This window comes from uncultured Shewanella sp., assembly GCF_947501665.1.
GTDB lineage: Bacteria > Pseudomonadota > Gammaproteobacteria > Enterobacterales > Shewanellaceae > Shewanella.
This window is the reverse complement of sequence record NZ_CANMWS010000006.1, coordinates 1-24681: the sequence shown is the minus strand read 5'-3', so window position 1 is coordinate 24681 and position 24681 is coordinate 1. Positions and strand designations below refer to the sequence as shown.

Annotated in this window: 22 protein-coding genes; 18 read left to right on the top strand and 4 right to left on the bottom strand. The window is 41.1% G+C overall.

All coding sequences use genetic code 11. The features are described from left to right. The first annotated feature begins 183 nt into the window (after positions 1 to 183). The 9 genes from Q0976_RS05655 to Q0976_RS05615 all read left to right on the top strand — a co-directional run bounded on the left by Q0976_RS05655 (position 184) and on the right by Q0976_RS05615 (position 7832). Positions 184 to 1284: a hypothetical protein gene (locus Q0976_RS05655; RefSeq protein ID WP_299491920.1), complete on the top strand. Its 1101-nt coding sequence runs from the start codon at positions 184 to 186 to the stop codon at positions 1282 to 1284. Continuing rightward, positions 1262 to 1660 carry a hypothetical protein gene (locus Q0976_RS05650; RefSeq protein ID WP_299491918.1) on the top strand — a complete coding sequence of 133 codons (399 nt, stop codon included), beginning with the start codon at positions 1262 to 1264 and terminating at the stop codon, positions 1658 to 1660. Before Q0976_RS05655 ends, Q0976_RS05650 begins: the two co-directional genes overlap by 23 nt. A 335-nt stretch (positions 1661 to 1995) precedes the next feature. After that, positions 1996 to 3066, top strand: coding sequence for a hypothetical protein (locus tag Q0976_RS05645; protein WP_299491916.1), 1071 nt, complete (start codon positions 1996 to 1998; stop codon positions 3064 to 3066). After that, entirely contained in the window at positions 3063 to 3515 is a 453-nt protein-coding gene (locus Q0976_RS05640) for a hypothetical protein (protein WP_299491914.1), read from the top strand. Before Q0976_RS05645 ends, Q0976_RS05640 begins: the two co-directional genes overlap by 4 nt. A 385-nt stretch (positions 3516 to 3900) precedes the next feature. After that, positions 3901 to 4530 carry a hypothetical protein gene (locus Q0976_RS05635; protein WP_299491912.1) on the top strand — a complete coding sequence of 210 codons (630 nt, stop codon included), beginning with the start codon at positions 3901 to 3903 and terminating at the stop codon, positions 4528 to 4530. Continuing rightward, entirely contained in the window at positions 4509 to 5054 is a 546-nt protein-coding gene (locus Q0976_RS05630; protein ID WP_299491910.1) for a hypothetical protein, read from the top strand. The genes Q0976_RS05635 and Q0976_RS05630 overlap by 22 nt, the downstream gene beginning before the upstream one ends. A 384-nt stretch (positions 5055 to 5438) precedes the next feature. Beyond that, entirely contained in the window at positions 5439 to 6380 is a 942-nt protein-coding gene (locus Q0976_RS05625; protein ID WP_299491909.1) for a hypothetical protein, read from the top strand. 2 nt (positions 6381 to 6382) lie between these two features. After that, complete coding sequence (locus Q0976_RS05620; protein WP_299491907.1) at positions 6383 to 6802, top strand: hypothetical protein; 420 nt, start codon at positions 6383 to 6385, stop codon at positions 6800 to 6802. 532 nt (positions 6803 to 7334) lie between these two features. Further along, positions 7335 to 7832: a hypothetical protein gene (locus Q0976_RS05615; RefSeq protein WP_299491905.1), complete on the top strand. Its 498-nt coding sequence runs from the start codon at positions 7335 to 7337 to the stop codon at positions 7830 to 7832. 63 nt (positions 7833 to 7895) lie between these two features. Here Q0976_RS05615 and Q0976_RS05610 read toward each other — a convergent pair whose 3' ends face one another. After that, positions 7896 to 8918, bottom strand: a complete 1023-nt coding sequence (locus Q0976_RS05610) for a lyase (protein ID WP_299491903.1) — start codon at positions 8916 to 8918, stop codon at positions 7896 to 7898. Positions 8919 to 9300: 382 nt separating this feature from the next. Here Q0976_RS05610 and Q0976_RS05605 point away from each other — a divergent pair, with 382 nt between their 5' ends. The 8 genes from Q0976_RS05605 (at position 9301) to rraB (ending at position 17152) form a co-directional block, all read left to right on the top strand. Continuing rightward, the gene (locus Q0976_RS05605; protein WP_299491902.1) at positions 9301 to 10479 is read left to right on the top strand and encodes a hypothetical protein; all 1179 of its coding nucleotides are present in this window, start codon (positions 9301 to 9303) and stop codon (positions 10477 to 10479) included. A gap of 399 nt (positions 10480 to 10878) precedes the next feature. Beyond that, positions 10879 to 12027 carry an acetyl-CoA C-acetyltransferase gene (locus tag Q0976_RS05600; RefSeq protein WP_299491900.1) on the top strand — a complete coding sequence of 383 codons (1149 nt, stop codon included), beginning with the start codon at positions 10879 to 10881 and terminating at the stop codon, positions 12025 to 12027. Positions 12028 to 12279: 252 nt separating this feature from the next. Then, positions 12280 to 12567, top strand: coding sequence for an ABC-type zinc uptake system zinc chaperone (locus tag Q0976_RS05595; protein WP_299491898.1), 288 nt, complete (start codon positions 12280 to 12282; stop codon positions 12565 to 12567). Between the two features lie 356 nt (positions 12568 to 12923). Further along, positions 12924 to 14066: a hypothetical protein gene (locus tag Q0976_RS05590; RefSeq protein ID WP_299492175.1), complete on the top strand. Its 1143-nt coding sequence runs from the start codon at positions 12924 to 12926 to the stop codon at positions 14064 to 14066. Next, the gene (locus Q0976_RS05585; protein ID WP_299491896.1) at positions 14050 to 14973 is read left to right on the top strand and encodes a zinc ABC transporter substrate-binding protein; all 924 of its coding nucleotides are present in this window, start codon (positions 14050 to 14052) and stop codon (positions 14971 to 14973) included. Before Q0976_RS05590 ends, Q0976_RS05585 begins: the two co-directional genes overlap by 17 nt. A gap of 69 nt (positions 14974 to 15042) precedes the next feature. Beyond that, positions 15043 to 15837: a metal ABC transporter permease gene (locus tag Q0976_RS05580; RefSeq protein WP_299491894.1), complete on the top strand. Its 795-nt coding sequence runs from the start codon at positions 15043 to 15045 to the stop codon at positions 15835 to 15837. A gap of 135 nt (positions 15838 to 15972) precedes the next feature. Continuing rightward, positions 15973 to 16707 (top strand): 1-acylglycerol-3-phosphate O-acyltransferase, encoded by a 735-nt coding sequence (locus tag Q0976_RS05575; RefSeq protein ID WP_299491892.1) that lies wholly within the window; start codon positions 15973 to 15975, stop codon positions 16705 to 16707. Between the two features lie 37 nt (positions 16708 to 16744). After that, positions 16745 to 17152: a ribonuclease E inhibitor RraB gene (gene rraB / locus Q0976_RS05570; protein WP_299491890.1), complete on the top strand. Its 408-nt coding sequence runs from the start codon at positions 16745 to 16747 to the stop codon at positions 17150 to 17152. 310 nt (positions 17153 to 17462) lie between these two features. Here rraB and Q0976_RS05565 read toward each other — a convergent pair whose 3' ends face one another. Both Q0976_RS05565 and Q0976_RS05560 read right to left on the bottom strand, forming a co-directional pair. Further along, positions 17463 to 18434: a diguanylate cyclase gene (locus tag Q0976_RS05565; protein WP_299491888.1), complete on the bottom strand. Its 972-nt coding sequence runs from the start codon at positions 18432 to 18434 to the stop codon at positions 17463 to 17465. Continuing rightward, positions 18431 to 19441, bottom strand: a complete 1011-nt coding sequence (locus Q0976_RS05560; protein WP_299491886.1) for a response regulator — start codon at positions 19439 to 19441, stop codon at positions 18431 to 18433. The genes Q0976_RS05565 and Q0976_RS05560 overlap by 4 nt, the downstream gene beginning before the upstream one ends. 200 nt (positions 19442 to 19641) lie before the next feature. On the opposite strand from Q0976_RS05560, the gene Q0976_RS05555 reads away from it, so the two are divergent. Continuing rightward, on the top strand, positions 19642 to 20448 hold the full coding sequence (locus tag Q0976_RS05555; protein ID WP_299491884.1) for a crotonase/enoyl-CoA hydratase family protein: 807 nt from the start codon (positions 19642 to 19644) through the stop codon (positions 20446 to 20448). Positions 20449 to 20723: 275 nt separating this feature from the next. Here the strand turns inward: Q0976_RS05555 and Q0976_RS05550 are convergent, their stop codons facing one another. Next, positions 20724 to 24161 (bottom strand): S8 family serine peptidase, encoded by a 3438-nt coding sequence (locus tag Q0976_RS05550; RefSeq protein WP_299491882.1) that lies wholly within the window; start codon positions 24159 to 24161, stop codon positions 20724 to 20726. Positions 24162 to 24681 lie beyond the last annotated feature (520 nt).

Genomic DNA, 24681 nt, shown 5'->3' with positions numbered 1-24681 from the left:
ATGGACAGGCATTATTAGTTGTTAAATAGAGTAAATCGATAGCGATGTAAGCTGATTTGTGGTGCAGCCATCTCACCACTAATAAAACTGCAAAATTATAATGCCTATAGTTATGTACTCAATAATCCGCTCAATGCCACCGATCCTAGCGGTTACTTTTTTAAGAAGTTACTCAAAGGCGTGATGAAAGTCACAGGAATGTGGGCGGTTCATGAATTTATGAACAGTATTCCCTACCTGAATATGGTCGTTAGTACGGCATTGAACTTTGTGCCGGGATGTCAGGTATGGTGCGCTGCTTTGCATAATGGTATGAGTACCTTTGTCGCGACAGGCAGTTTAACATCAGGCATTAAGGTGGGTGTCATCAGCGCCGCAGCAGGTTATGCCTTGAAGGGGATTGGAGAGCAATTTGGCACAACATCTGATTTGAATATTGCTGACATTGTTGATGCGGGAAATGCTGCCGCTGAACAGACGATGATAGATTCTATGGTCAGTTTTGGTGGTAACCTGTTAACCTCAGGGCAAGTGGTGGCGCAAATCGGTGCCCATGCTATGGTCGGCGGCATTTCAGCGGAACTAATGGGTGGTAAGTTTGGTCATGGGTTTATCTCTGCGGGGGTCACCAAAGGCGCGGGTGGGGCCTTTTTACCCGGTGGTGCCAACCTAAAAAACCGTGAAATCGTCGGTGGCACCATCATTTCAGCCGCCATTGGCGGTACCGCCTCTGCCCTCAGCGGCGGTAAGTTTGCTAACGGTGCTCAAATGGCAGCTATGCAGTATTTGATGAATCAGGCTGGGGAGAGTTTGAAGGAATTAGGCAGAGAAACACTATGGGATCGAGTTAGCAAAAATTATAGTAGTGAATTTTTGTCTGACTTTAAAAAATCTAATCCATATGAATACTCATTATTTAAAAAGTATGCCTTAAGTGTCGACGCAAATTTGTGGAATAATTCATCTTCCGGTTTGGAAATGGAGAGAAATGCACTAAGTAAGTTTTCAACTTTTGCATCGGGAGAAGCAAATAGCTATTTTGTTAATGAGGTAAAAAATCAAGCGATAGGAAGTATACATGGAACGTATACCGGGAAGATTAGGGACGCAGCACTTTCAGCAATTGGTGCTTGGCCAATAGTTGGGAAATTAGTGGGTGATTATCAAATGGCTTCAGGTGCATTTAATTATGGATCTAATATTACCGAAGTAATGAATATTCAAATGAATGGAAGTCAAGTTATTAATGGAGGGTTTATCAATGAAGTTTATGGTCAGAATTAATTTATCAATTCTTATTGTATCATTATTAGTAGCTTGTAATAATCAAAATGATGTTCAAAAACAGTTGATTGAATTAGCTTATTGTTTGCATGTAGAAGGTGGTAGCTGTAAAAATGAACGTATCGATGATTATTTGCGCTTTTTTTCTTCTGAAAACTTACAAATAAAAACAGAGAAAAGTGCAGATATTAATAATTTATGTTTACTTATTGAACGATATGACAAACAAGAAAATGAACCTTTGGATAAGAAATATCGGACTAATTTGTTAGATAAATTGGGCAGGAAAATGGAAGGAACTAAATATAATTATCTTTTTTATAAGGATTGTAGACAGTTTTTTGACTTACAATTTGTTAATCCTCGAAACGGATAACCAAGGATTAATTAAGACATATACAAAGATTAATTAAAAGATTAATTAAGACACCCACGATTAAATCTCCCTCGTTAAACAACATAAGCCCCTATGATAGGGGCTTATGTTGAGATTAACTCAGTGAGCTATATGCAGTGAGCTATATGGACAGGCATTGTTCAATAGTTTTTGTTCAATAGCTTTTGTTCACTAGCTAAGTCGCGCTTGTGGTGCAGCCATTTCACCACTAATAAAATCTACAAAATTACAATGCTTATAGTTATGTACTCAATAACCCGCTTAATGCCACCGATCCTAGTGGGTACTTTTTTAAGAAGTTACTCAAAGGCGTGATGAAAGTCACAGGTGCATGGGCAGCACATGAATTCTTAAACAGTATCCCGTATCTTAATACGGTTATTAGCACTGCATTGAATTTTGTCCCATTTTGCCAAGTGTGGTGCAGTGCCTTGTATAATGGTCATGCAAATTTTGTGGCGACAGGCAGTTTAACATCAGGCATTAAGGTGGGTGTCATCAGCGCCGCTGCAGGTTATGCATTACAAGGTGTGGGAGAGTACTTTAGTGAGCTTAGTGCAGTAAATATCAATGCCGTAGCTTGGGAAGGTGCTCAATTGAATAGTTTTGTTGATTTTGGCGGTAACCTGTTAACCTCAGGGCAAGTGGTGGCGCAAATTGGTGCTCATGCCATGGTCGGCGGGATTTCTGCTGAACTAATGGGTGGTAAGTTTGGTCATGGGTTTATCTCTGCGGGGGTCACCAAAGGCGCTGGCGGTGCATTTTTACCCGGCGGTGCCAACCTAAAAAACCGTGAAATCGTCGGTGGTACCATCATTTCAGCTGCCATTGGCGGTACCGCCTCTGCCCTCAGCGGCGGTAAGTTTGCTAACGGTGCTCAAATGGCAGCTATGCAGTATTTGATGAATCAGGCTGGGGAGAGTGTGAAGCGGCAGCTTGCATGTAAAGGAAGGTGTCATGGTATTTCTGGATTAGAAAAGAGGCATTTATTAAATGAAGAGCAGACAGCAGCTTTAATCAATGGAGCTCTATCTGGTACTGGTGCAACAATAGCTGGAATTGGATGTGTAAGTAGTGGGGCGACATGCGGGCTTACAGTTGTTCTTAGTGCTGATGCTATGAGACAACTAACAAAAGCTGCTACAGGTAATGATCCTCTTATAACACTTGCTTCCGATTTAGGGGCAACTGATTTACAAGCGGCTAATATAGCTTTGGGGACGGATTTTGTTACTGCGACTATGTCGATCAACGCTGCATATAAGGGCTTGTTGATGCAATCTATTCAGCCTTATACTGCAGGAACACTTGGAATTACTTCACTTGATATCTTTTCTACAGTTAATACAGTACAGCAGTTAAATAAGGCGGTTGAAAGTCAATGAGGAATAATAATCTGATATTTTTATTTATTGCGTTAGTTTGGTTCTGTTGGGGGTTTTTGGCTTTATTCTTAAAGTCTCAAGAAATTGATGAGACAGAAATCTCTATTAAAAAGGGAATCGCTGTTGGAGCTCAATGTGTTGAGTCTCGTTCAATAAAAGGAGTTAAATTCAGAGTGATTTATTCTGACCATAAGGTAGTAGATGATTATATTTCTCTGCCGTTAAACTTCCCTTGTAATAAGACTTTTATTAATAAATTTAATAATAATCCAGTGAAGATAGCATATTATGAGAACCGCTATTTAGGTTTTAGTATAGATGGTTTGGAAATTCGTACTGTAGAAGAGAGTATCGAGAAAGTAAATAATAAAGGAGGCGTGCTATTTTTTACTTTATTTATGGCTTTTATTATCAGTTTTTCTTTATTCATGTATAGCCGTAAGTCATAGATGAATTACAAGTTAACGTTATATAACAATTAATTAAGGCATATATGGACGCTCCCGTTGAGTCAAGCCTGTTTTGATTTTTAGGAAACCAAAGAAATCTAGCCAAGGTGTATAGGCCTTGCTGGCTTGTGTAATGACCATAAAAAATAGCGCTATTTTACCTTTTTTGATATAAAGAAAATGCACTAAAACACTCTGAATCAATTCTTTCTTTGTCTATTCATCATCCTCTATATGCTGGGGATGATGCTCTATTGTGTCTCTGTCAATATCGGTGAGTCAAACAGTTTGCGGCGGCACCAATTGGTGCTAATGCTATGTTGAAAAGCAATGGTGGGCGGCATTTCTACCGAGTTAATGGGCGGCACTCTTTATATACAGACAATTGGGGCCATGGCTTTACTTCTTATATAAAAAGAGTGCAGGGGTCACCAAAGGCGCTGGCGGTGCATTTTTACCCGGTGGTGCTAACTTAAAAAATCGTGAAATTGTCCGTGGTACCATCATTTCAGCTGCCATTGGCGGTACCGCCTCTGCCCTCAGCGGCGGTAAGTTTGCTAACGGTGCTCAAATGGCAGCTATGCAGTATTTGATGAATCAGGCTGGGGGGAGTGTGCGAAAAAAGAGTACTGAATGGCGTAAAACAGGTAAATTTAAACTGAAAAAAATATATGAAGTAAATATAGAGTATGAAGAAGCAAATTTAGTTTTAGGAGCTGGGAAGGGAGCAATTGCTTCTCAAATGAGCAAGGCAGGTTTAAATGTTTTAAGTGTTTTTGTATCTAAAATACCGAATTTAGTTTTATTTGAAAATCATGATGTATATCAATATGAACAAGAATGGAGGCTTCATGAAGTAGAGTATACAGATCTTGGTGATGGAGGACGTTATTACTGGAGTGAAGTTATGACGCATAGTACTATGTGGACAGATGTTGAAAATGTATCTTTACATGAAACAAAACAAACAAACTGGTGTGTAGGCGGTTGGACATGTCCAAGCTTTCAAAATTAAATATTTTATTTTATTCAGTAATCGTTATTTGCTTTTTTCTTTCAGCAGTGAATAGTGGACGCATTGAGTATTTAATATGTAAATTTAATCAGTGCGAGCCGAATTATGGTGAAGAAATAGATAGACAAAATAAAGAAAATCACATTGTCACTTCTGAATTTATAGATAAAGATTCTCAAGGTCGGGAATATATTACTCCTGAAAATATGGTGAAAATAAAGAAAGCTGAAAAGATTAATCGTGATATTATGATTAATGACATAAAGGCGAAGGCTATCGATAGGGGTGGTATATCTTTATATAATAAATTCATGATGTTAATGTCACTGTTTGTTGTTTTTTATATTCTTTTGGGTGAAGAAAAAACAAGTGGTTTTAAGATGAAAGTAATTTCACTGGTTGTGCTTTTATTCGTGAATTTGTTTTTTGTTCAGTTGTCTCTTGTGAGTGTAATATTTACTTTGGCTATATTATTTATATATGTTAAAAAATATATACTTTGGTTTTTACCAAATGGGAGGTAGTTTTGTTTGAAAAACAACCAAAAAAAATAATATGAAAATAAGGATGATGGTCGTTACATGGACAGGCATTGTTAATTGTTAGTAGCCGGATTAATCAAGACACCCACAATTAAATCTCCCTCGTTAAACAACATAAGCCCCTATGATAGGGGCTTATGTTGAGATTAACTCAGTGAGTTATATGGACAGGTATTGTAAAAGTTAAGTCGCGCTTGTGGTGCAGCCATCTCACCACTAATAAAACTGCAAAACTATAATGCCTATAGTTATGTACTCAATAACCCGCTCAATGCCACGGATCCTAGTGGGTACTTTTTTAAGCAATTAAAGCGGTTAAACCGTAATTTCATAAAAGGTGCAGTTAAGATTTTTGGGGCCAATGTAGTGAATATAGTGGGGAGTGCTTTGACCGCTTACTATGGTGGGCCTGAAGCTGCTGCAGCATGGAATTATGATTTTAATCGTGCTATGGGTGCTTCAAGTAATGCGGCATTAAAATCAGCTGGGATTACTTATGCTGTTAGTGCAGCGACTTACGGTGCATCGGCGATAGTTAGTCCTTATATTCAGGTGCTTACTCAAGCTACAATCGGAGGCATTGCAGCCGAAGCTCAAGGGGGGAAGTTTGCTAACGGCTTCATTTCAGCAGGGATTGGGGCGGCTATGGCTATTGGTGGTAGAGGTATTCAAAACCCCTATTATAGGGTTGCGGTCGCTGCGGTAGTGGGTGGTACTACCTCTACAATTATGGGCGGTAAATTTGCCAATGGTGCGGCAACGGCCGCATTTGCGTCTATTATTACCTCGGCGATGAAAGGGGAGTTTGGGAGTGGTAAGGTTTCGTATAATGTATCGGGGAAAAGAGGTAAATTAGAAAATGAAGATGCTTTAGGTATTAAACCTAAAGGAGATATAGATAGCATGCTTGAAGAGGGAGTTAAAGTAGCAAAAGGAATGGATAATTTTCAAGGTAAAATTGCTGATGATTATAAAGCGGATAATCGTTATGGTATTGTTGTTGATGGAAATGTGAAAATGTTTGACTCTTTCGATGAAGCAAATTCTTACGCTGGTAAGTATAATGGACAATGGGCTAATGCACATCACTATAAAGGCGGAATAGTACTATATAAAACTGCATTTTATAGTGGAGTTATGCAACATATGTCGGGACGTATTAATTTATCAAGTATGGAAAATGTAATGTTAAACCTAGCACATGAGGGGTATCATTATTCTCAATGGAACGCAGGGAGAGTTCAAAATCATTCATTTAGTTTAAGAGCTTACGAGAGAGCAATCGTAGATGAATATAAGGGGGGTTGATAGTGAATAAGTTTATAATCTTATTTTTTACTTGTTTTACTGTTTTTGCTTCACCAGAAAATGAGATGATTTTTATAAATAAAAGTAATATTCATCAATGGGGTGAAGTATCCTGTTCATCAACTGTTGGTTTTGGTGGTATAAGTGAATGTAAAGTATTCATATTGAACAAACCAATATTACATGAATGTTACCGTTTGAATGCGATGGAGCTATACAGAGGAGAAGATATTTCTTCTATGGTTCCCATATTGAGTTCCTCAATAATAAATAGCTTACAACCTTATGAAGTAACAGTATTCACATCAAAAAATGAAAAAACAATGCTATCTTTGAGTTATAGTAAAACCAATGACTATTGCCCATATAGTGCTTTAGTTACCGAACCTGTAATATTGGATCTCTTACATTGGGAAATATAAGGCAAATAATCGGACACCCACAATTAAATCCTCCTCGCTAAGAGGGCGTTCACTATTCTGTGTCAGTGATATCATTTAAATATCCAGCACGTTATCTAAAAAGGTTAATTTAGACACCCATAATTAAATCTCCCTCGTTAATCCACAAGCCCCTGTTTTGGGGCTTTGTTGTTTTCTGTGCTGCCCACTGCTAAGTTAATTCATGCCATTATCTGATGCGTAATTACTTTTCACATAAACCGTCACCGACCCAGCAGTTATGAAACAACAAGTCAGCTGAGTACTAAGACGGTCAAAGTGAGTGTCACGGGATCGCGTATTAAACGGTCGGTGAAGGTGATGGGCTCTTGAGTGAAAGAGTAGTGATGTTCTTTGATGGTACCGATTCGGGAAAGTGATTATGGGGATCTTAATGATTAATTGCATTCTTGTGAGCAGAAGGAGGTAAGTGTGTGAAGTATGGGTAAATTATCAACTAAGCGTGCAGGTTATAATTTATACTGGTGGGATAATCATTTACGGGGTTTTTATCATGATAAAATGTAAATCGAGCGCGCGCATTTCCACTTCCTTTGCTTTTACGTTTATGCTGGTGGCTTTTTTGGCGGGGTGCAGCAATACGCCTAATCCTTACGGTGATGCTTATGGCTCCGCCGATACCCGTACCATTCAAAGCGTGTATTATGGCACCGTGATTAAAACCACACCAGTGACTATCGATGCGTCTCAGGGCAGTAATATGGTGGGCACCATTGCCGGAGCAGCGACCGGAGGCATACTGGGCTCAGCCATTGGTGGCGGCATAGGTTCTGCATTGGCGGCCATAGGCGGTGGCCTATTAGGTGGTTATGCCGGCGGTGAGGCGGCCAATGCTATGGGTAAGGAAAATGGGGTTAATTTAACTATACGTTTGGAAGACGATGAAGTGATTTCTGTTGTGCAGGCCGCTGATCCGAATATGATTTTTCAGGTCGGCCAACAAGTGCAGGTGAATGTCGACAGGGATACAGCCAGAGTCACTCCTCGTTAGTCATTCCGTATTGAGGATCAGGCAGGCTGTTTAACCAGATCCTCTTTGATTGCCATTGTGACATTATTTGTTGGGTTTTCCTTGCGCTAAATACCCAGTGTCAACCCCAAACCAAATGCTGTTGTCGGTATTATCGAAATACATATAGCGAATATTGCCGCCGCTAGGGACTGGGGTTTTGCTAGTGAATGTCTCTTTTGCTGTATCAAAAGCAAAGATAATATTGGGTACCTCGCCCGTGTCGGCTATCCAAAGTCGTCCTTTGTTGTCCAGTGCTGTGCCGTAAGGACGAGGGCTTTTGCTGGGAAGCTTCCATTCTTTAAACTTCTTATTGTTGAGAGAGTAGCGTCCTAGATAACCACCAATGTAATCGACATACCAGATATTGTCGCTGGGATCTATTTCAAGTCTGCGGGGACGGGCGTCGGGTCGAGGGAGATTTATTTCAGTCACAGCCATATTTTTGGGATCGACCCAAGCCAGCTTATTGGTTCCAAAAAGTACTATCCAAGGGCGGTTTTGAGCATCAACTTTGATCCCATAAGGACGAGCGTTGGCCGTTGCTGGCGTGGCGACTCGTACTTGTCCATTGTTCACATTTAATAGGCCGATATGATTGCTTTGTTGAGCGGTGAACCAGATATTGCCTTGCTGATTAAATACCAGTGTGTGTGGATCGTTGACGCCCTTGGGCATGGGGTATTGTTGAATTTTTCCGTTTTTAGGATCCATGCGTCCAATGTGGGCATTACGATTACCGGCGTACCAAACTTGACCCTGCTTATCCACAAGTAAGTTATGTGGGTGGGTTCCTTCTGGTACCTGATATTTTTTAAATTGCTGGTTTGACGGAGAAAATCGGCCAATGTAGTTACCGGCTTGTCCACAAAACCAGACTTGGCCTTTGCTGTCTACATGCGGATCTCTGGGAAGCCCTTCCCAAGGCACTTTCCATTCGTTCAATGAGAGCAGATTCGGTAGCTTGCTTTGCTCCGTTGAAGCAACAGCAGAACCGAGAGAGTAGAGGCTGATAACGAATAATATTATAAACCGACAAGTGTTTAATCGTTGTGTATTAACAGACATTTTCTGGCTCCTGAAAGAGAACTTATTACTGGCTGAGTGGAAGTTGATTGGACGGGAATGCCACTTTAAGTAACGTATAGGTAAAGCATAGGCTAATAAATTGATATTAGACTCAAAAACGGAGAAATAAGCGTATTTACTCATCCATTTTTGAGCATTTTAATGAGTATAATCATGGTGGTTAGGGTTATTGGGTGATATAACTGATTCTTGTCCGGTTAACATATGCTGCAATAAAACGCAGGCCAATAGCCTTAAGGCGAATATTTTTGCAGCATAATGCACTGACATGATAGGGAGGTTGTTATGTACTTAGTGTTCTTTTATTGTAAAATGTTGAGCGAGAACAATAATAACAATAAAAAACATCCGGATGTTAATCATGCAGTATACCTCTTATCGATTGCCTTTTTTTATTATGCTCCTGACCCTATTATCGGGTTGTATATCGACACCTCAAATGGCGAAGTATAATTCGAACATTAATCATAAATATCCACCGATTTCGGTATTTTACGCTGAGCCTTCTCACGTGTTGAAAGAGGAGTGTTTAGCCTTTGAGAATGAGTCAATGTTTCAGTATTGCCGAGAAAATCAAATTGGCAGTGATCGTTATTGGCAAGCACTAAAACAGATGCAATTGTTTGAAGATGTTGGTTTTTCGGATAAAGATAATGCCTTTTATCTGACTTTTTCGACGGTGAGCCTCATGTCTGATAATGCTGCAGATATGGTGAAAGCGGCGCTTTCTGGTGCGAGTTTGATGCTGCTGCCTATGCAACATGAGCATCAGGTAAAGGCTGAGGTGAGCTTATATTTTTATGATCGAAAAATAAAACAATACACTTATCAGTTACCTTATGTTACGACGATGTCTTTATTTAATAATGTGCATGAGGCTAAACAAAATTTTACTCAGGCGTTGGTATCGCACCTTATTGCCGATCTGCAAAAAGATGAGGTGTTTTCCTCCAAAACCATCGCCGCAGCACTGCAGTCAACGGATTATAACCAAGACCTTAGCGTGCCTAAGCAAGTTGGGGATTTCTCACTGGCCAAACAGTTCAGTTATTACGACCCATTTTTAGGTCATCAAAGTACCTATGTTCATCCCGATTTTAGCGACGATTATATTGATTTGTTTGTTTACCCCATTCGCTACGCTGAGATAGAGGATACCCAGACTATATTGCAAGTTGAAAGTCATGCGATACAACAAGAGATCAGTGCGATTGCGACAAAAAGTGAGTGGCGTGATTTGGTTTTTTCGACACTAAAATCAGTGAGCTACAGTAAAAATGGCACGCGATTTCATGGGGTAGGATTTGATATTGAATATACCAATACCTTAGGTGAGCAAAAATTCAGTGGACTGTATTTATTTCAACTGGAAGATAAATTGATTAAGTGGCGCACTAGCTTTCCGGCTAAATTAATAGAGCAAGCTATGTTATTTCAAATGTGGGATATCAAGGCACCTAAAGAGTCCTTGTTTATGGCAACATTTCGTCAGCAATGGCGCAAGCAAGCAGAAGATAAACAGATAAAAACTCAAAGTTAAGTCATTTAAGGTGTTGTGGGTGAATTAGAGGCTTAGGATAAAGGCGTAGTGGTGCAAGCAATAAAAGGACAATCATCTTGCAGGTTTACTCCCCCTAAATATGTTGAGTCACGCTCAGGCGAAAGAATATCGCTATCAATGGTATCGGTCATTCGCTATTCATGAAGGTGGTGGTCGATGACGATGGATGCAGGCTTTGTTACCTAAATCAGAGAGAAGACAAGCTCCTCCATCGTGATTAATTTTCAACCGATACATTGCTGTCTCTGAAAGTGAGCGCTTATGATAACTAGGCCGCTTCTTCCATTTTTTGTTGGAGCCGTGAAGCTTCTAGATAATCTACCGCTAAACTATAATGAGGCTGTTGATTAATGAGATAATAACACAAGGAAGAACAACATGACTCAAGCTTATATTGTGGATGCGTTAAGAACGCCGACGGGCCGCCGCAAAGGGAGCTTGTCTCATGTGCACGCCGCCGATTTAGGGGCTCATGTGTTAAAAGCCCTTGTTGAACGCAATGGGATCCCAGATGATGACTATGATGATGTTATTTTTGGCTGTTTAGATAATATTGGCTCGCAAACTGCCAATATTGCACGCACGGCGTGGTTGAGTGCGGGACTCAGTCAAACGGTGCCTGGGACAACTATAGACAGGCAATGTGGTTCATCACAGCAGGCAGTGCATTTTGCAGCGCAAGCGGTCATGTCTGGAAGTATGGACGTAGTCGTGGCAGGCGGCGTGCAAACCATGACGCAAATTCCTATTGGTTCGGCGATGACAGTGGCAGAATCCATGGGGTTTAGCGATCCTTTTACAGGATCGACAGGCTGGGTGAGCCGCTATGGCAAGGTGATGCCAACCCAATTTAAAGCGGCGCAGATGATTGCCGATAAATGGGGCTTTAGTCGTGAGGAGCTGGAACGGTATTCCCTTGAGTCACATCATCGAGGGTTAAACGCCATCCAAACAGGGCGATTTGAGCGAGAAATTGTGCCGCTGGAAGGGTTATTGATGGATGAAACGGCGCGAGCATCATCGCTTGAAAAAATGGCCCAGCTCGATAGCCTCTTTGGCTGTGACAAATTGACTGCAGCAGTGGCATCGCAAATCAGTGATGCGGCTTCGGCGGTGTTAGTGGTATCTGAGGCCGCGCTCAAACGCTATAATCTCACACCTCGAGCACGTGTTCATCACATGAGTGTTCGCGGAGACGATCCTATTTGGATGTTAACCGCTCCAATTAGCGCGACTCAGCATGGGTTAAAAAAAGCAGGTATGACATTAAATGATATCGATTTGGTCGAAATCAATGAAGCGTTTGCCTGTGTGGCCATGGCTTGGCTCAAAGAAACGGGCTTTGATTATAGTAAAACCAATGTGAACGGCGGCGCTATCGCGTTAGGGCATCCATTGGGGGCTACGGGTACAAAATTGATGACCACATTGTTACATGAGCTGGAGCGCACTGGCGGCCGTTATGGGCTGCAAACCATGTGTGAAGGCGGTGGCTTGGCTAATGTGACCATTATTGAAAGACTGTAGTGATGTCGTAGATTGTTAGCAATCTTTGGTTGGTTTTGTGATAATAAATGTCATGTTTCAGTAAAGACTTAACTTGACATAAGGTAAGGGATCCTTACACTTGTGGCTGTTTTTAATCTTTGTTTAACAAAATTGCCTTTAGTGATGTACACACTTGTGTGAGTCAAACTAACGGTAAAAATTGAATATGAATGGTAACGCTTAGTAACCGTTTAATCGAGATGTCATATTTAACATGAGCAGAATCACCTTATGATGAGTCAACGCAGTAGACGCGCTTTAGCCTTGTGGCTAAGTGTTGTGTTGATGTGCTTGTCATTTGCAGCTCAAGCGCATCATGTTAGGCATGTTGATGATGGGGCTAAAAAGCACTGTACGTTGTGTTTTCATTTACATCATTATAATAAGTATCTGCCACAGGTCGACTTCAGCGTTCATCAGGTTAAACAGCGTTTTTTACCCGTTGAATTTTCTTGTGTAAGCTATTCGACTATTACTCCCCGCTATTTTAATAGCCGCGCCCCACCTCTTATTTTTTAAGGTTTTGCATGTAAGTACATTGAGATTAAGCATTGATATTCAGTATGCCAAATTATTGTTCTGTTTTATTTGAGTGCAATGTATTTGAGACTGCTTTGTCGATTTTATTCCGTACTTTTATGCCTGCTGATTTCATTATTGACTCATTATGGTCTTCATTTGTTTATCTGATTGTGAAGCGACATTTTGAGCACAAGATAAAAATACCATTTGAAAAGAATAAAGTTATCTGTGGATGAATGGATCTCAATTCGTGGCTCATGCTGAGCGGCGATGGGCCTTCTGTGGTGTATTGAACATCATGTTTACAGAATAAAAATAAAATTTAAGAGGAACGACCAGTGTTCAATAAACACATGACTTTTACGGGGCTGTTTTGCGGCTTGTTTTCAGCTAGTTTATGGGCTGAAACGCCAACTCTCACGAATCCTGCGATCAGTGTGGTACTGGATGGTTATTATCAAAATACTGAGCGTCCACTTTCAGAAGCGACGGAAGGTTTTGGTATGGGCCATAATGAATTGGCATTGAGTGCCAATATTGATGATATGTTTTATGGCAAATTGACCACTGTCATTGAAGTAAATGATGAAGGAACAGAGCTCAATCTTGAAGAAGCCTTTATTCAAACCTTAGCCATGCCAGCAGGTTTTGCGATTCGTGGCGGCCGTTTTTTATCGGATATTGGCTATTTAAATAACCAGCATTTACATACTGACTCATTTGTGGATAGACCCGCTGTGTATCGTGCTTTTCTAGGCAGTCATTATTATGATGATGGCGCACGGTTAACCTATCTTGCGCCCACCGATGTGTATTGGACCTTAGGAGCTGAGATTTTTCAAGGTGATAGCATGCGCGCTGCTGATGATCACCATGAGCGGGAATATGACAACCTGGGTGTATATACGATTTACACTAAAGTGGGCGGGGATATTGGTATTGAAAGCTCTTGGCAAGCAGGGATCAGTTATTTACATAATAAAAATGGTCGATTAACTGCTGATGAGCATGATCACGATCATGACAGTGATGAACACAATCATGATGCCGCTTATACAGGGAAAAATATGTATATTGCTGATTTTGTGTATAAATGGGCGCCTAAAGGCAATTACAAATATCAAAACTTAGCGGTGAGCGGTGAATGGATCCGCTTATCGGATTTTGCACCAGAAGAAGGGGTTTATACTTATCCTAGTTCAGCTCATTACCAAGAAGGTTGGTATTTAAGTGGTGTCTATCAGCTAGCACCTCAATGGAGTGTTGGGCTGAGATATGGACAAGTGGAAACCATGGAATTAGATGAAGAAGTTTTTGAGCGTCAAAAACTCAAAGAAACCGATGTCAGCTTGGCTTGGCATCACAGTCACTTTTCAACGGTTAGGTTGCAATATACCTTGCAAAAAGGAACTAACTTTGACGGCATTGAAAATGATAACGTCGTTACTCTTCAATATGTTATGACATTAGGAGCTCACGGTGCGCATCAATTCTAATTTTATTAAAACAGCGATTTTGGGACTGGGAATGACACTGTCTTCAGTCAGTTATGCTCAGTTAAATATTTTTGCCTGTGAGCCTGAATATGCTGCTTTGGCAAAAGAGTTGGCTCCTAATGCAAAGATTTATGCTGCCACTACGGCGATGCAAGATCCTCATCAAGTTCAAGCTCGTCCCAGTTTGATTGCTAAAATGCGTCAAGCGGACTTGGCCGTTTGTGCCGGTGCAGATCTTGAAATCGGTTGGCTGCCAATGCTGCAAATGAAATCGGCGAATGCCAAAATACGTTCAACGGATCAAGGCTTATTTTTTGCCGCAGATCAAATTGAGACATTAGATAAACTCGATAGTGTGGATTTAAGTCAAGGGGATGTTCACGCCAAAGGTAATCCCCATATTCACTTTTCACCTGAAAGGGTGCTGAAAGTGGCGCAAGCGTTGACAGATAAACTGATCCAATTAGATGGCCAGCACAGTGTGCAATATCAAGCAAACCTCGCTCATTTTTCTGAGCGCTGGACTGCTGCAATGGCGAAATGGAAAAAGATGGCTACGCCTTTAAAAGGCCAAAAAGTGATTGCTTACCATTCAAGTTTTCGTTATTTGTTTGACTGGGTTGGTATTGAACAGGTGGGGGATCTAGAACCTAAACCGGGTTTACCGCCTAGCAGTGCGCATTTAGCACAACTGTTAAAAAGTGCCGCTAACCAAAATATTATGGCTATTGTGATTGCGTCTTATCAAGATGATCGTGGTGCTTTATGGTTAGGAGAGCGAGCGAATTTACCTGTGATCACTTTACCTATGTCGGTAGGAGGTAATGATGACAGCCAAGATTTGTTTAGCTTGTATACCAGTACGTTAAATTTATTATTAAATGTGCAAAAAATAGAGCAAAAATAATTTTGTGACATTGTAAGTAAAAAAAGAGCATCATTTGATGCTCTTTTTTATCTAAAAATGAGGGAGTGCATGTCTACTATGGGTATTGATATAGAGTTAGTGTCGATTTTAATCCCTGCATTGTTGGCTGGACTATTAGTCTTGTCTACGCATGTTGTGTTAGGCCAGCAAGTCCTAAAAAGGGGGATTATTTTTATTGATTTAGCCATTGCACAAGTGGCCGCTCTTGGCACTGTAATAGGGCATTTAAATCATGATTTAGCCCAATTACCTTTTTCTAATGTGTGGATGCCAGCAATTTTTGCTATTGGGGGAGCGGGGGTGATAGCTTGGCTTTCTAAGCGAATGCATGATGAGCTTGAAGCCTTTATTGGCTGTTTTTATGTGTTAGCAGCAGTGGCGGCAATGTTGATTTTAGCAAACGATCCCCATGGCTCGGAACTGTTAAAACAGCTATTGTCTGGGCAAATTCTTTGGGTCAATTTTTCTCAATTGTTGCTGCCGGCCATTGTTTATACCTTAGTTTTACTTTTTGTCTTGTTTAAGCCCAGTGTTCTTGAAGGGCGTGCTTTCTATCTCATTTTTGCCGTTGTGATCACTTTGTCAGTCGAGTTAGTGGGTGTTTATTTAGTTTTCAGTAGTTTAATACTACCCGCATTGGCGATTAATCGCTATTATGGTCGTTTTGGTTTAGCGTTCGCTTATTTAGTGGGAATTATGGGCTATTGTGGCGGTCTATTGTTATCTGCGGGTTTAGATTTACCCAGTGGAGCGGTGATTGTGGCGTGTTTAGCCGTGAGTGCGCTTGTTATGAGAATGACACTAAAAGTGTGTCATAAGAATATCCACTTTAAAAACGTATAGGCAATGAGGCAGTGAATCACCACTCTCTCAGTTAACCTTAAATTCACATTAATTCAGCATACAAGTGTGAACAATATATTGAGTCGTGTATCTTGGCTCGCTATACTGTGCCGACTTGAGTCGTGGGAGAATACGGTGCTTTTAATCTTTAGATGTGTGATATTGGCGGTAATGTTGTTTTTGGCCTTTGTAGTAGGCAGTTTAGTGTGCTTAGTGAGACCGCGTCATCGTAATAATGTACATATGTTAGCCAAAATGTTTTCTTTTGCTGCTCCTGTTTTAGGGATAAAAGTGATTGTGCGTAATCAAACAAGAAATGATAAGCACCCTTGTATTTTTTTAGCGAATCATCAAAATAATTTTGATATCTTTACTCATACTGCGGCCGTACCTAAAGGGACGGTGAGCTTAGGTAAAAAGAGTATTGCTTGGATGCCCTTGATTGGGCAAATTTATTGGTTAACCGGTAATATTTTATTAGATCGTAAAAATCGCAGTAAAGCGTTTGATACTATGGCAAAAACGGCACAAAAAATTAAAAATAAATGCTTGTCTCTTTGGGTGTTTCCGGAAGGTACTCGCTCTCAAGGTCGAGGTTTATTGCCTTTTAAAATGGGGGCATTTTATACCGCGGTTGCAGCACAGGTACCTATGGTGCCTGTATTGGCGTCAAATCAGTGTCATATAAAGTTAAATCGTTGGAATAATGGTGTCGTGTTGATTGAAATGATGGATCCAATCGCAACGAAAGGTATTGATAAGTCACAAGTGAAAGACTTTTCGGCCAAGATCCATGACCAAATGACCAGAAAACTAGCCCAGCTAAATCAAGAAGCACAAACCTTGATGGGTAAACAAAAGGCCTGTTAATAGGTTATCAGTCAAATTTTAATATTGGGAGTCATTCATGTCGATTGCACAGCAATTAGCGTTACAAAAAAAAGAAAATAGAGAGATCGTCGATGCGATGCTGGCAGATGGCACCGATCCTGATGCGCAGTATAGTATCGAGCATCATTTTTCTTCGACAAATTTTGATAAATTAGAAAAAGCAGCCGTTGAAGCGTTTAAATTGGGTTTTGAAGTGAATGATGCTGAAGAAATGGAGCTGGAAGATGGCTCTGTTATTTTTTGTTTTGATGCCATGAGTACGCACTTACTAGAAGTGGCGTTATTGGATGATGCCTGTGAAAAACTGCTTCATGTCGCAGCAAAACAGAAAGTGGATTATGATGGCTGGGGCACTTATTTTATCGGTGATGAAGAGCCTGAAGATGAGACGTCAGTTGAAGAGAGTAAACACTCTTTACATTAACCTTTATTGAGCGTTAAAAATGGATGTTTTGATGGGTTTTTAACGCTACTTCTACATGAGCCGCCTATCGCTAAATCAATATAAAATGATAGCCTCAGAGCGACATTTTGAGGCGCATTAGTGATGGAATATAGGCACCTTTCGAGATAATGCAACAAAGAAATGCCGCTCAAGTTAAGCTCCTAACCGGCTGTGTTAAAAGTGAATGATGCTTTGTTGATTTCTCTTGTCGTAGAATAACTATGCTTTCAACAATTCGCCTAGCCTAAATCACTTTTCATTCCAGCTGAGCATGTCATCTTATATTGATTTAGCTATTCGTTTCTTTTTGATATTGCATACAGCGATTCCTGCCTTGTCTTTTTGCTTCATATAACGCCATATCGGCATTTTCAAGCCATTGTTCACTGGTTTGGCTATGGCTATCTATTTCACATAACCCAATGCTGACAGTAATTTGTATGATGTTATCGCTAAAAACAAAAGGGGTATTCTCGATTTTTTGTCGAAGACGTTCGCCAAGGCTGTGTGCTTGATGGCTATTGGTATCGGGAAGTAATATAGCAAATTCTTCACCGCCGTAGCGACCTGCACAATCTGTTTTACGCAATGATTGGTTAATCATGTGTGAAATCGTCTGAATGACTTTATCGCCCGCAAAATGGCCATAGTTATCATTAATATTTTTAAAATAATCGATATCCAGCATCATTAATGAACTGGACTGACCGTAGCGGTGATGCCTATCAAACTCTTTTTGCATGCCAATTTGCCAGTAACGACGGTTGTACAGTTGCGATAAATCATCAATTTGGCTTAAATGCTCTAAGTTGTCATTGGCTGCTTTTAATTGTTGCCGATTCAGGGCCACGTCGGTGACATCGTAAACGAGCATGCTGATATGGGTAATATCACCCGTTTCGGACTTGAGGGGAAGTAAGGTGACATTTTGGTACATGAAGTCGGCGCGACAAGTAATAGGGCGATAATTTTTAAATTGAAACACAAAAGGACGCTGCTCCCAACTGATAAATGAACGGTTTTTTAATAGGAACACCGATTGCATTTTTTGCCGCAGCCACTCTCTGGGTAAATCGCTAAATTGCTCAAAAAGATTTTTATTATGCAGGTTATCGAAACTGATCCCACTGTGGTTTTCCATAAAACCATTCCATAATTGAATATTAAAATCTTTATCGAGTACCACTAGACCCACCTCAATGGTTTGCACCATATCAACGAGCCAATGCCATTGCTCATTTACATTTGATGTTCGGCTCATTGTAAAGGACTCCGATTGGCAAAGTGATCCAGTTTTTGTCGCAAAGTGGGTATAGAGTCTTCGGTTAATACCAGTAATAAATCACATTGTATGTCATGCTCTTCAATGCGGTAATTGATTTCCATTGCTAAGCTTTTGGTCCATTTACCTGAGTTTTCGTGAATAAGATCGTTCGCGCTGCAATGCTTGCCTAGTATGACGGGATGACTTTGGTTGAATGTCATATCCAGTTGCTCCGATAAACCGTTAAGAAAGGCGCCAATGAGTACATTACCAATGTCCATCATGATTTCAATTTCATTATGTTGATGATGAGGCGTTGGTAAATTCATTAACGTGGCCATATCATTAAAAGAGGAATCATGGAACAGAAGCAGTGCCTCACCTGCAATATTGGCGCCGATAAAACCTTGGCATAAGGCTGAGATCCCTTCTTGGGAATCTGTTGATTTTAACGCCATAATGAGTTCATTTACTTCGAGTGTATTGACGTTGGGGATGGGTAAGATGACGACGGCATCTAATAAACGTGATAGTAAAGCTGCGGCTTTTCCCATAGCGACATTGGCTAATTCTTTGGTCGCATCGAGAAGATCAATATGCAGTGGCATTGGAAAAGGGGCGACTTGTGAGCAATGAGCTTGAAATAAACTATGTTCATCTAATAGGTATTTCAGAGACTCGGGATTGACTGGCTTTTGAATAAAGTCGAGTGCCCCGAGGGATTTGGCTCTGCTTAAGGTATTGATTTGTATGTCGGCTGAAACAATAATGATTTGACAGTTTAGGTTTTCTGATTGAACCTTATCGAGTACCTCAAAGCCATTCATGACAGGCATGTTTAAATCTAAAAAAACTAATGCACCTTTTCCTTGGCGTATGGCTTCAATGGCTTCTAATCCGTTAACTGCATAGGTGACATCAATATCCCATTGAGGGGGGAAGCTGCGCACTATTTGTTTTCGGGCTAATGCAAAATCATCACAGATCAGTACTGGGAATGGCATTAATCAACATCCTTACATTTACATGAAAAATACAGCTTTTGTGCTTGTTGGGGTCAATAACCCTCAAGTATTGGTGCTTTATTATAAAAAGAGTATTTTGGGGTACCGATATTAAGAACAATGATGCTAGCATATTTGGGGCTATGTTGGTCAAAGGATCTTTTTTTGTTTTTTTAGCGTTAATTAAATAGTGAGTAAAAATGCAAGGGAATTATGTAGAAATCAAAAAACAACAGGGCATCGCTTATGTTTGTTTAAATCGTCCTGATAAATATAATGCGCTTAATTTTGAGGCTTTTCTCGCCATTGATCGAGCGATCAAACAGCTTAAAAAAGATCGTGATTTGCGTGCGGTTATTTTATTTGGCGCAGGTAAACATTTTTGCTCAGGCCTTGATGTCAAAAGTGTGATGAAATCCCCCATGCAAGCGCTGCGAATATTGTTAAAGGGATTACCGGGAAATGCTAATTTAGCGCAACGACTCTCTTTAGGTTGGCGACAGCTGCCAGTGCCTGTGATTGCGGCTATTGAAGGTTGTTGTTTTGGTGGCGGTATGCAAATTGCGTTGGGGGCAGACTTTAGGTTGGTTTCCAATAGTGCCCAATTTTCAATAATGGAAGCCAAATGGGGCTTGTTGCCGGATATGGCGGGATTGGTGACATTAAGAGAAATTATGCCGAAAGACCAAGCCTTACTGATGACGATGACAGCGCAAGTATTGACTGCTGAAGAAGCGTTAGAAAAGGGATTGGTCACGAAAATAGTCAGCAATCCTATGCAAACTGCTGAGCAGTTAGCACAGCAATTGATGCAAACATCTCCCGATGCGAATGCGGCGATAAAATTCAGTATTAATCGAAGCTGGACTGCTAGTGTGAGGCGTTTGCTGAGCAGAGAAACAGTCAGTCAAATAAAATTGCTAATGGGAAAAAACCGCGTGATAGCGGCATTACGGCAAGGGAAAAAGCCTGATTTGCCTTATGAAAAAAGACAATCACGTTGGTAATGTCAGTGCTTAAGTAAAAGTTTTCCAAGGTTGAGTTTAGCCCTTTAGAAAGCAGAAACTCAGGTGTTATCAGGTAATCGGCATATTTATGGAATCTAAAAATTATACGAAATACCGGATAACTTCACCTCATGCACTTATTGGCCTATTGGCTAAAGAGTATTAAAAAAGCCACTGCGAATTGTTTGATTGAAGTGGCTTTAAATCATTTGAAGATACCATTTTAGGGCTTGTTCACTATGGTATGATCCTTGATGACGTCGTTTTTCGCGTATTTAGTGGCGACGTCTCAATAAGGTTAATGGGAGCAAGAAAAAGCCTAACCAGCCCATAGAACCTGCTGATGAAGATTTTTCATTAACGAGGGCTTTTTCTTCAACGGCTTCATCCTCTTCAACAGCTTCGTCTTTCTCTTCTTCATTGTCATCTTCTGTTTGGACAATGACTGTCACAGTGGCTGATTTTGAGCGATTGGCTAAGGTATCAAGTGCGATAACCTCGGCGGTCATGTTGGGCGTAGCTTCAGTGATGATGGCATCATCACTTAAACGGACAGCCCCCTCTTTGTCAATGATGAGGAAGTCACTGTTGCTGCTGAGTACTATGACTTCGGAGAAAGGACTACTCAGCTCATCGGGATCGGTTATCTCTAATTGCCCTAATTGAGTCCCAGCTTGCGTATCGACGGGAATGATAAATTCAGCACTATTAATCGTGGGTGCTGAATTGGCATTTGAACTGGTATTGATGGCTAATGCAACGGCGCCAGCTTCTGATTGCAACATATAGCCTAACGCATTTTGAGTGCCTTGAGTAGTAAGGTAAGCGCTCTGACCTGGCGCGAGCTTAGTGATGATATTATCTTCACTGTCTAATAGTTGTGCGCTTAATCCAGAATAGTCCAGTGTTAGGGTCGTCGTCACTTCGTCGGCTTTTCCTGTGGCGGCATAAATGCCAGCAGCTTCTTCGATGCGATAACGCACATTGACGGATTGTCCCAGTGCATCTTCAGTTAATGATAAATCTTCTAAGCAAATGCCGAGTGTTAAGAAATCATTGCCAGTCATATGATAGGCTGGTGCAAGCACTAAATCATCCTTTGAGCCGTAGGGGCCTACAACGGCGTAGAGTGCGTGCCGTGCTCGACTGTCTAGATCTTTAATATTAATCGTACTGACACTGTAATCCCATATTCCATCTTGATTGGTATCAAAGTCAACCAGATAACTATTTCCTAAGGGATGAATAATGGGATCGCGCGTTTGCATTGAACTATAGATACCAATGCCACTTCGGCAGAAATAATCATCAATGAGTTCACCTGTCACATTGATTAAATCTTGGCGTTGATTTTCATCAATCGGACTGGTGGCTAATAATGGCACGGCATAAGGGTAGTTGATACTGGTTGCGCCAGTATTGGTTAGAATGCGTTTGGTTTCCTCCTTATTTATTTCTGTTTTGATATCAATGGCGGCTTTAGCTTTAGGAAGCATATGATAAACAAGGTGTAAGGCGGTTTCATCACCTTCTTTAAATTCAATTGAACCATCATATTCTGATAGCGTTAATGCTTTAGAGGCATTTTCTTCTGTGTCACTGAGTCCAAATGAGGAGCTGAGTTTCCACTCTGGCAATTGATGGGGCTCGACCTTGACGATGACGTCAAATTCTATGGTTTGGCCTGCTGGAATAGTGATTGACTCTGGCAGCGTGAAACTCACCGCCTCAGTGTCGATATCATTATTAAAACGAGGGTTAACATGCAGGGTATAGTTTTTTTCTTGGGTTGAGAAATTCTTTACTCTGACGGTTTTAGTGATGCTTGTTGCACTATCAATAGCGATTAAACCATAAGCAAGTGCAGCTTGCTTGGTGTCTTTATTCCATGCAATGACAGAAGATTGCATGGCTTTCTCTACATTTAAGAGCCCTGCGCCAATATAACTGATGGGAGCGAGTTCTGCTTCGGGGTCAAGCTCTTTTGCGCCGAAAGTGATATTTAAGTTTGCGGTATTCATCAAGGTTGCCTTGATCTCTAACGCATTACGAGCGGGTAAGGCTTCGCGTAAAAGGCTGACAGCGCCAGCGGTGATGGGTGAAGAAAAAGAGGTGCCGCTCACTGGAGTGAGTGCATTTCCTGTACCAGGCTGTGCCGTTAAGACACTTACACCTGGCGCAATGATTTCTGGTTTTAATGTACCTGCGACAGAGGGACCACGTGATGTGAAGCTGGCGATAGAGTCAACGGCATTATATTCTGTCGCTTCGATTGAGAAGGTTAAATTGCCTTCAATGATTTGCTCTTTTAAGGAATCACTATCCGATTTTTCTATCATGATTGAGGGGATAGTAATACGCGTATCACTACCAGACATGCTAAAAGGTGCCATGCCTCTTACATGTAAACCAACAATCACAGCAGCAGCGCCCGCTTGTTGGGCATGTAACACTTGATCGGTAAAGGTACATTCCCCTCCGGTGTCGATAAGGAGGGTTTTACCGGTAAAGTCAATTTCTTCAGAAAAAGCATCACAAGCTGTTTGATTGGTATCAGGGTAAATAATATTGGTTTGTGTATTATCGAGTCGAAATGCTTTGTCGGGATTAAAAAGGGCCGCTTTTGCCGTGATATTTTCATCATTCACTTGTAGATCAATATCACTGACGGTGGTGATGGGGTGACTCGTTGCAGCGACCGATAGCGCACTGTCTGTTGTGCTTGGCCCGCCGACAATAAATGGAGAGGCGCCGTCATTACCTGCAGCGACAACAAAATTGACGCCAAGTTGGGTGACTTCATCAATCATTGCTTGAATGGCATCATCTTGAGTATCACCAAAGATACCGCCAATTGACATGTTCACAGTGTCGACCCTATCACTGATATCACCATCTCCATTGGGATCGATTGCCGCTTCCAATGCTAAAATTTGAGCTAAACCTGGGCAAATAGTCTGACAGACAGAATAGACGAATAACTCGGTATCCGGCGCAATGCCTAAAACAGAATGTGTCACATGGGTACCATGACTGGTTTCTATTTCAATCGGATTCGGGTCGTTATTAATAAAGTCCCAGCCTCCTATGATATTCCCTTGAGGCCAACTAGGCGCTTGCGCTTTGCTTGCAATAGCCGCATCAAAGTCTGCTTGTGTTCCGCTTCCTCCTAAGGCTTGATGAGTATAGTCGACACCCGTATCTAAAATAGCCACTCTTTGTCCGGCACCGGAAGCTAAGCCATCAGCAAGGATTTGAGTGGCATTGATATAATCTGCACTATCGGTAATATTCAGTTTGTAGTCATAAATGGGCAGAATATCTTGGACGTCGGGATGCGTGTATAGCTTGGAGAGCGACTGTTTGTCAGCGTCAACGATAAGGGTGTTCATTAATATTGAAGTGGAGGTCAATACGTTGGCATTCATTTGACTCAGCGATTCGAGGACTCTGGCTTGTGAAGTTGCAATCTCACTTTTAGTCCTTGTCGCGTCATAGTGTAAGGTTTGACTTTGTTGGGCAATGGGTTTTGTATTGAGCTTTATCATCCAAGCGACGGCGTGCTTTTGTTGAGGCTGTGCCTGTAAGCTTGCTTTTTGTCCTCGATATTTATCGTTATTTTGATGAGTGATATTGTATTGGGCTTCGGTGGCCGCGAAGCTAGTAGACGAAAGGAGGGCTGCCGAAATGGCAATGGCGACTTGTGTCTTCATGACGAAACGTCCTTGTTAATAGTACCAATAAATATTATTCAGTCTGCTAAGTGCTTTTATCACATGAAATGGCTTTGCCATAAAAGCACAAGTAGAAAAACTGAACACGGGGTAGGGATAGTAACGCTATATGTTAAATATTGTAACTTAATGTTGTATTTCTTGGGTTGGTTGGTTGTTAATTATTCGATTTGCTGTTTAAGTTTGCTATGCCAGTGGGGGGACGGGTATAGTCGTTAATTTGAATCGCCTTGATGTCATAAAAAGCCGAGTCTTCAGTGTTGAAGGCTCGGCGTGTTGTGTAATGATGGTGAGTGTTACTTAGGCGTGACTCACCACTGCAATGAGTAGCCGAATGGAATCGAGTCTCGGCTTTTTGTGTAATGATGTCGTTACGCGTGACTCACCACTGCAATGAGTAGCCGAATGGAATCGAGTCTCGGCTTTTTGTGTAATGATGTCGTTACGCGTGACTCACCACTGCAATGAGTAGCCGAATGGAATCGAGTCTCGGCTTTTT

Coding starts and splice junctions, on each gene's coding strand:
- Q0976_RS05655 (WP_299491920.1), top strand. CDS start 184: ATGAAAGTCACAGGAATGTGGGCGGTTCATGAATTTATGAACAGTATT.
- Q0976_RS05650 (WP_299491918.1), top strand. CDS start 1,262: ATGAAGTTTATGGTCAGAATTAATTTATCAATTCTTATTGTATCATTA.
- Q0976_RS05645 (WP_299491916.1), top strand. CDS start 1,996: ATGAAAGTCACAGGTGCATGGGCAGCACATGAATTCTTAAACAGTATC.
- Q0976_RS05640 (WP_299491914.1), top strand. CDS start 3,063: ATGAGGAATAATAATCTGATATTTTTATTTATTGCGTTAGTTTGGTTC.
- Q0976_RS05630 (WP_299491910.1), top strand. CDS start 4,509: ATGTCCAAGCTTTCAAAATTAAATATTTTATTTTATTCAGTAATCGTT.
- Q0976_RS05615 (WP_299491905.1), top strand. CDS start 7,335: ATGATAAAATGTAAATCGAGCGCGCGCATTTCCACTTCCTTTGCTTTT.
- Q0976_RS05610 (WP_299491903.1), bottom strand. CDS start 8,918: ATGTCTGTTAATACACAACGATTAAACACTTGTCGGTTTATAATATTA.
- Q0976_RS05605 (WP_299491902.1), top strand. CDS start 9,301: ATGCAGTATACCTCTTATCGATTGCCTTTTTTTATTATGCTCCTGACC.
- Q0976_RS05600 (WP_299491900.1), top strand. CDS start 10,879: ATGACTCAAGCTTATATTGTGGATGCGTTAAGAACGCCGACGGGCCGC.
- Q0976_RS05595 (WP_299491898.1), top strand. CDS start 12,280: ATGATGAGTCAACGCAGTAGACGCGCTTTAGCCTTGTGGCTAAGTGTT.
- Q0976_RS05590 (WP_299492175.1), top strand. CDS start 12,924: ATGACTTTTACGGGGCTGTTTTGCGGCTTGTTTTCAGCTAGTTTATGG.
- Q0976_RS05580 (WP_299491894.1), top strand. CDS start 15,043: ATGTCTACTATGGGTATTGATATAGAGTTAGTGTCGATTTTAATCCCT.
- rraB (WP_299491890.1), top strand. CDS start 16,745: ATGTCGATTGCACAGCAATTAGCGTTACAAAAAAAAGAAAATAGAGAG.
- Q0976_RS05565 (WP_299491888.1), bottom strand. CDS start 18,434: ATGAGCCGAACATCAAATGTAAATGAGCAATGGCATTGGCTCGTTGAT.
- Q0976_RS05560 (WP_299491886.1), bottom strand. CDS start 19,441: ATGCCATTCCCAGTACTGATCTGTGATGATTTTGCATTAGCCCGAAAA.
- Q0976_RS05555 (WP_299491884.1), top strand. CDS start 19,642: ATGCAAGGGAATTATGTAGAAATCAAAAAACAACAGGGCATCGCTTAT.
- Q0976_RS05550 (WP_299491882.1), bottom strand. CDS start 24,161: ATGAAGACACAAGTCGCCATTGCCATTTCGGCAGCCCTCCTTTCGTCT.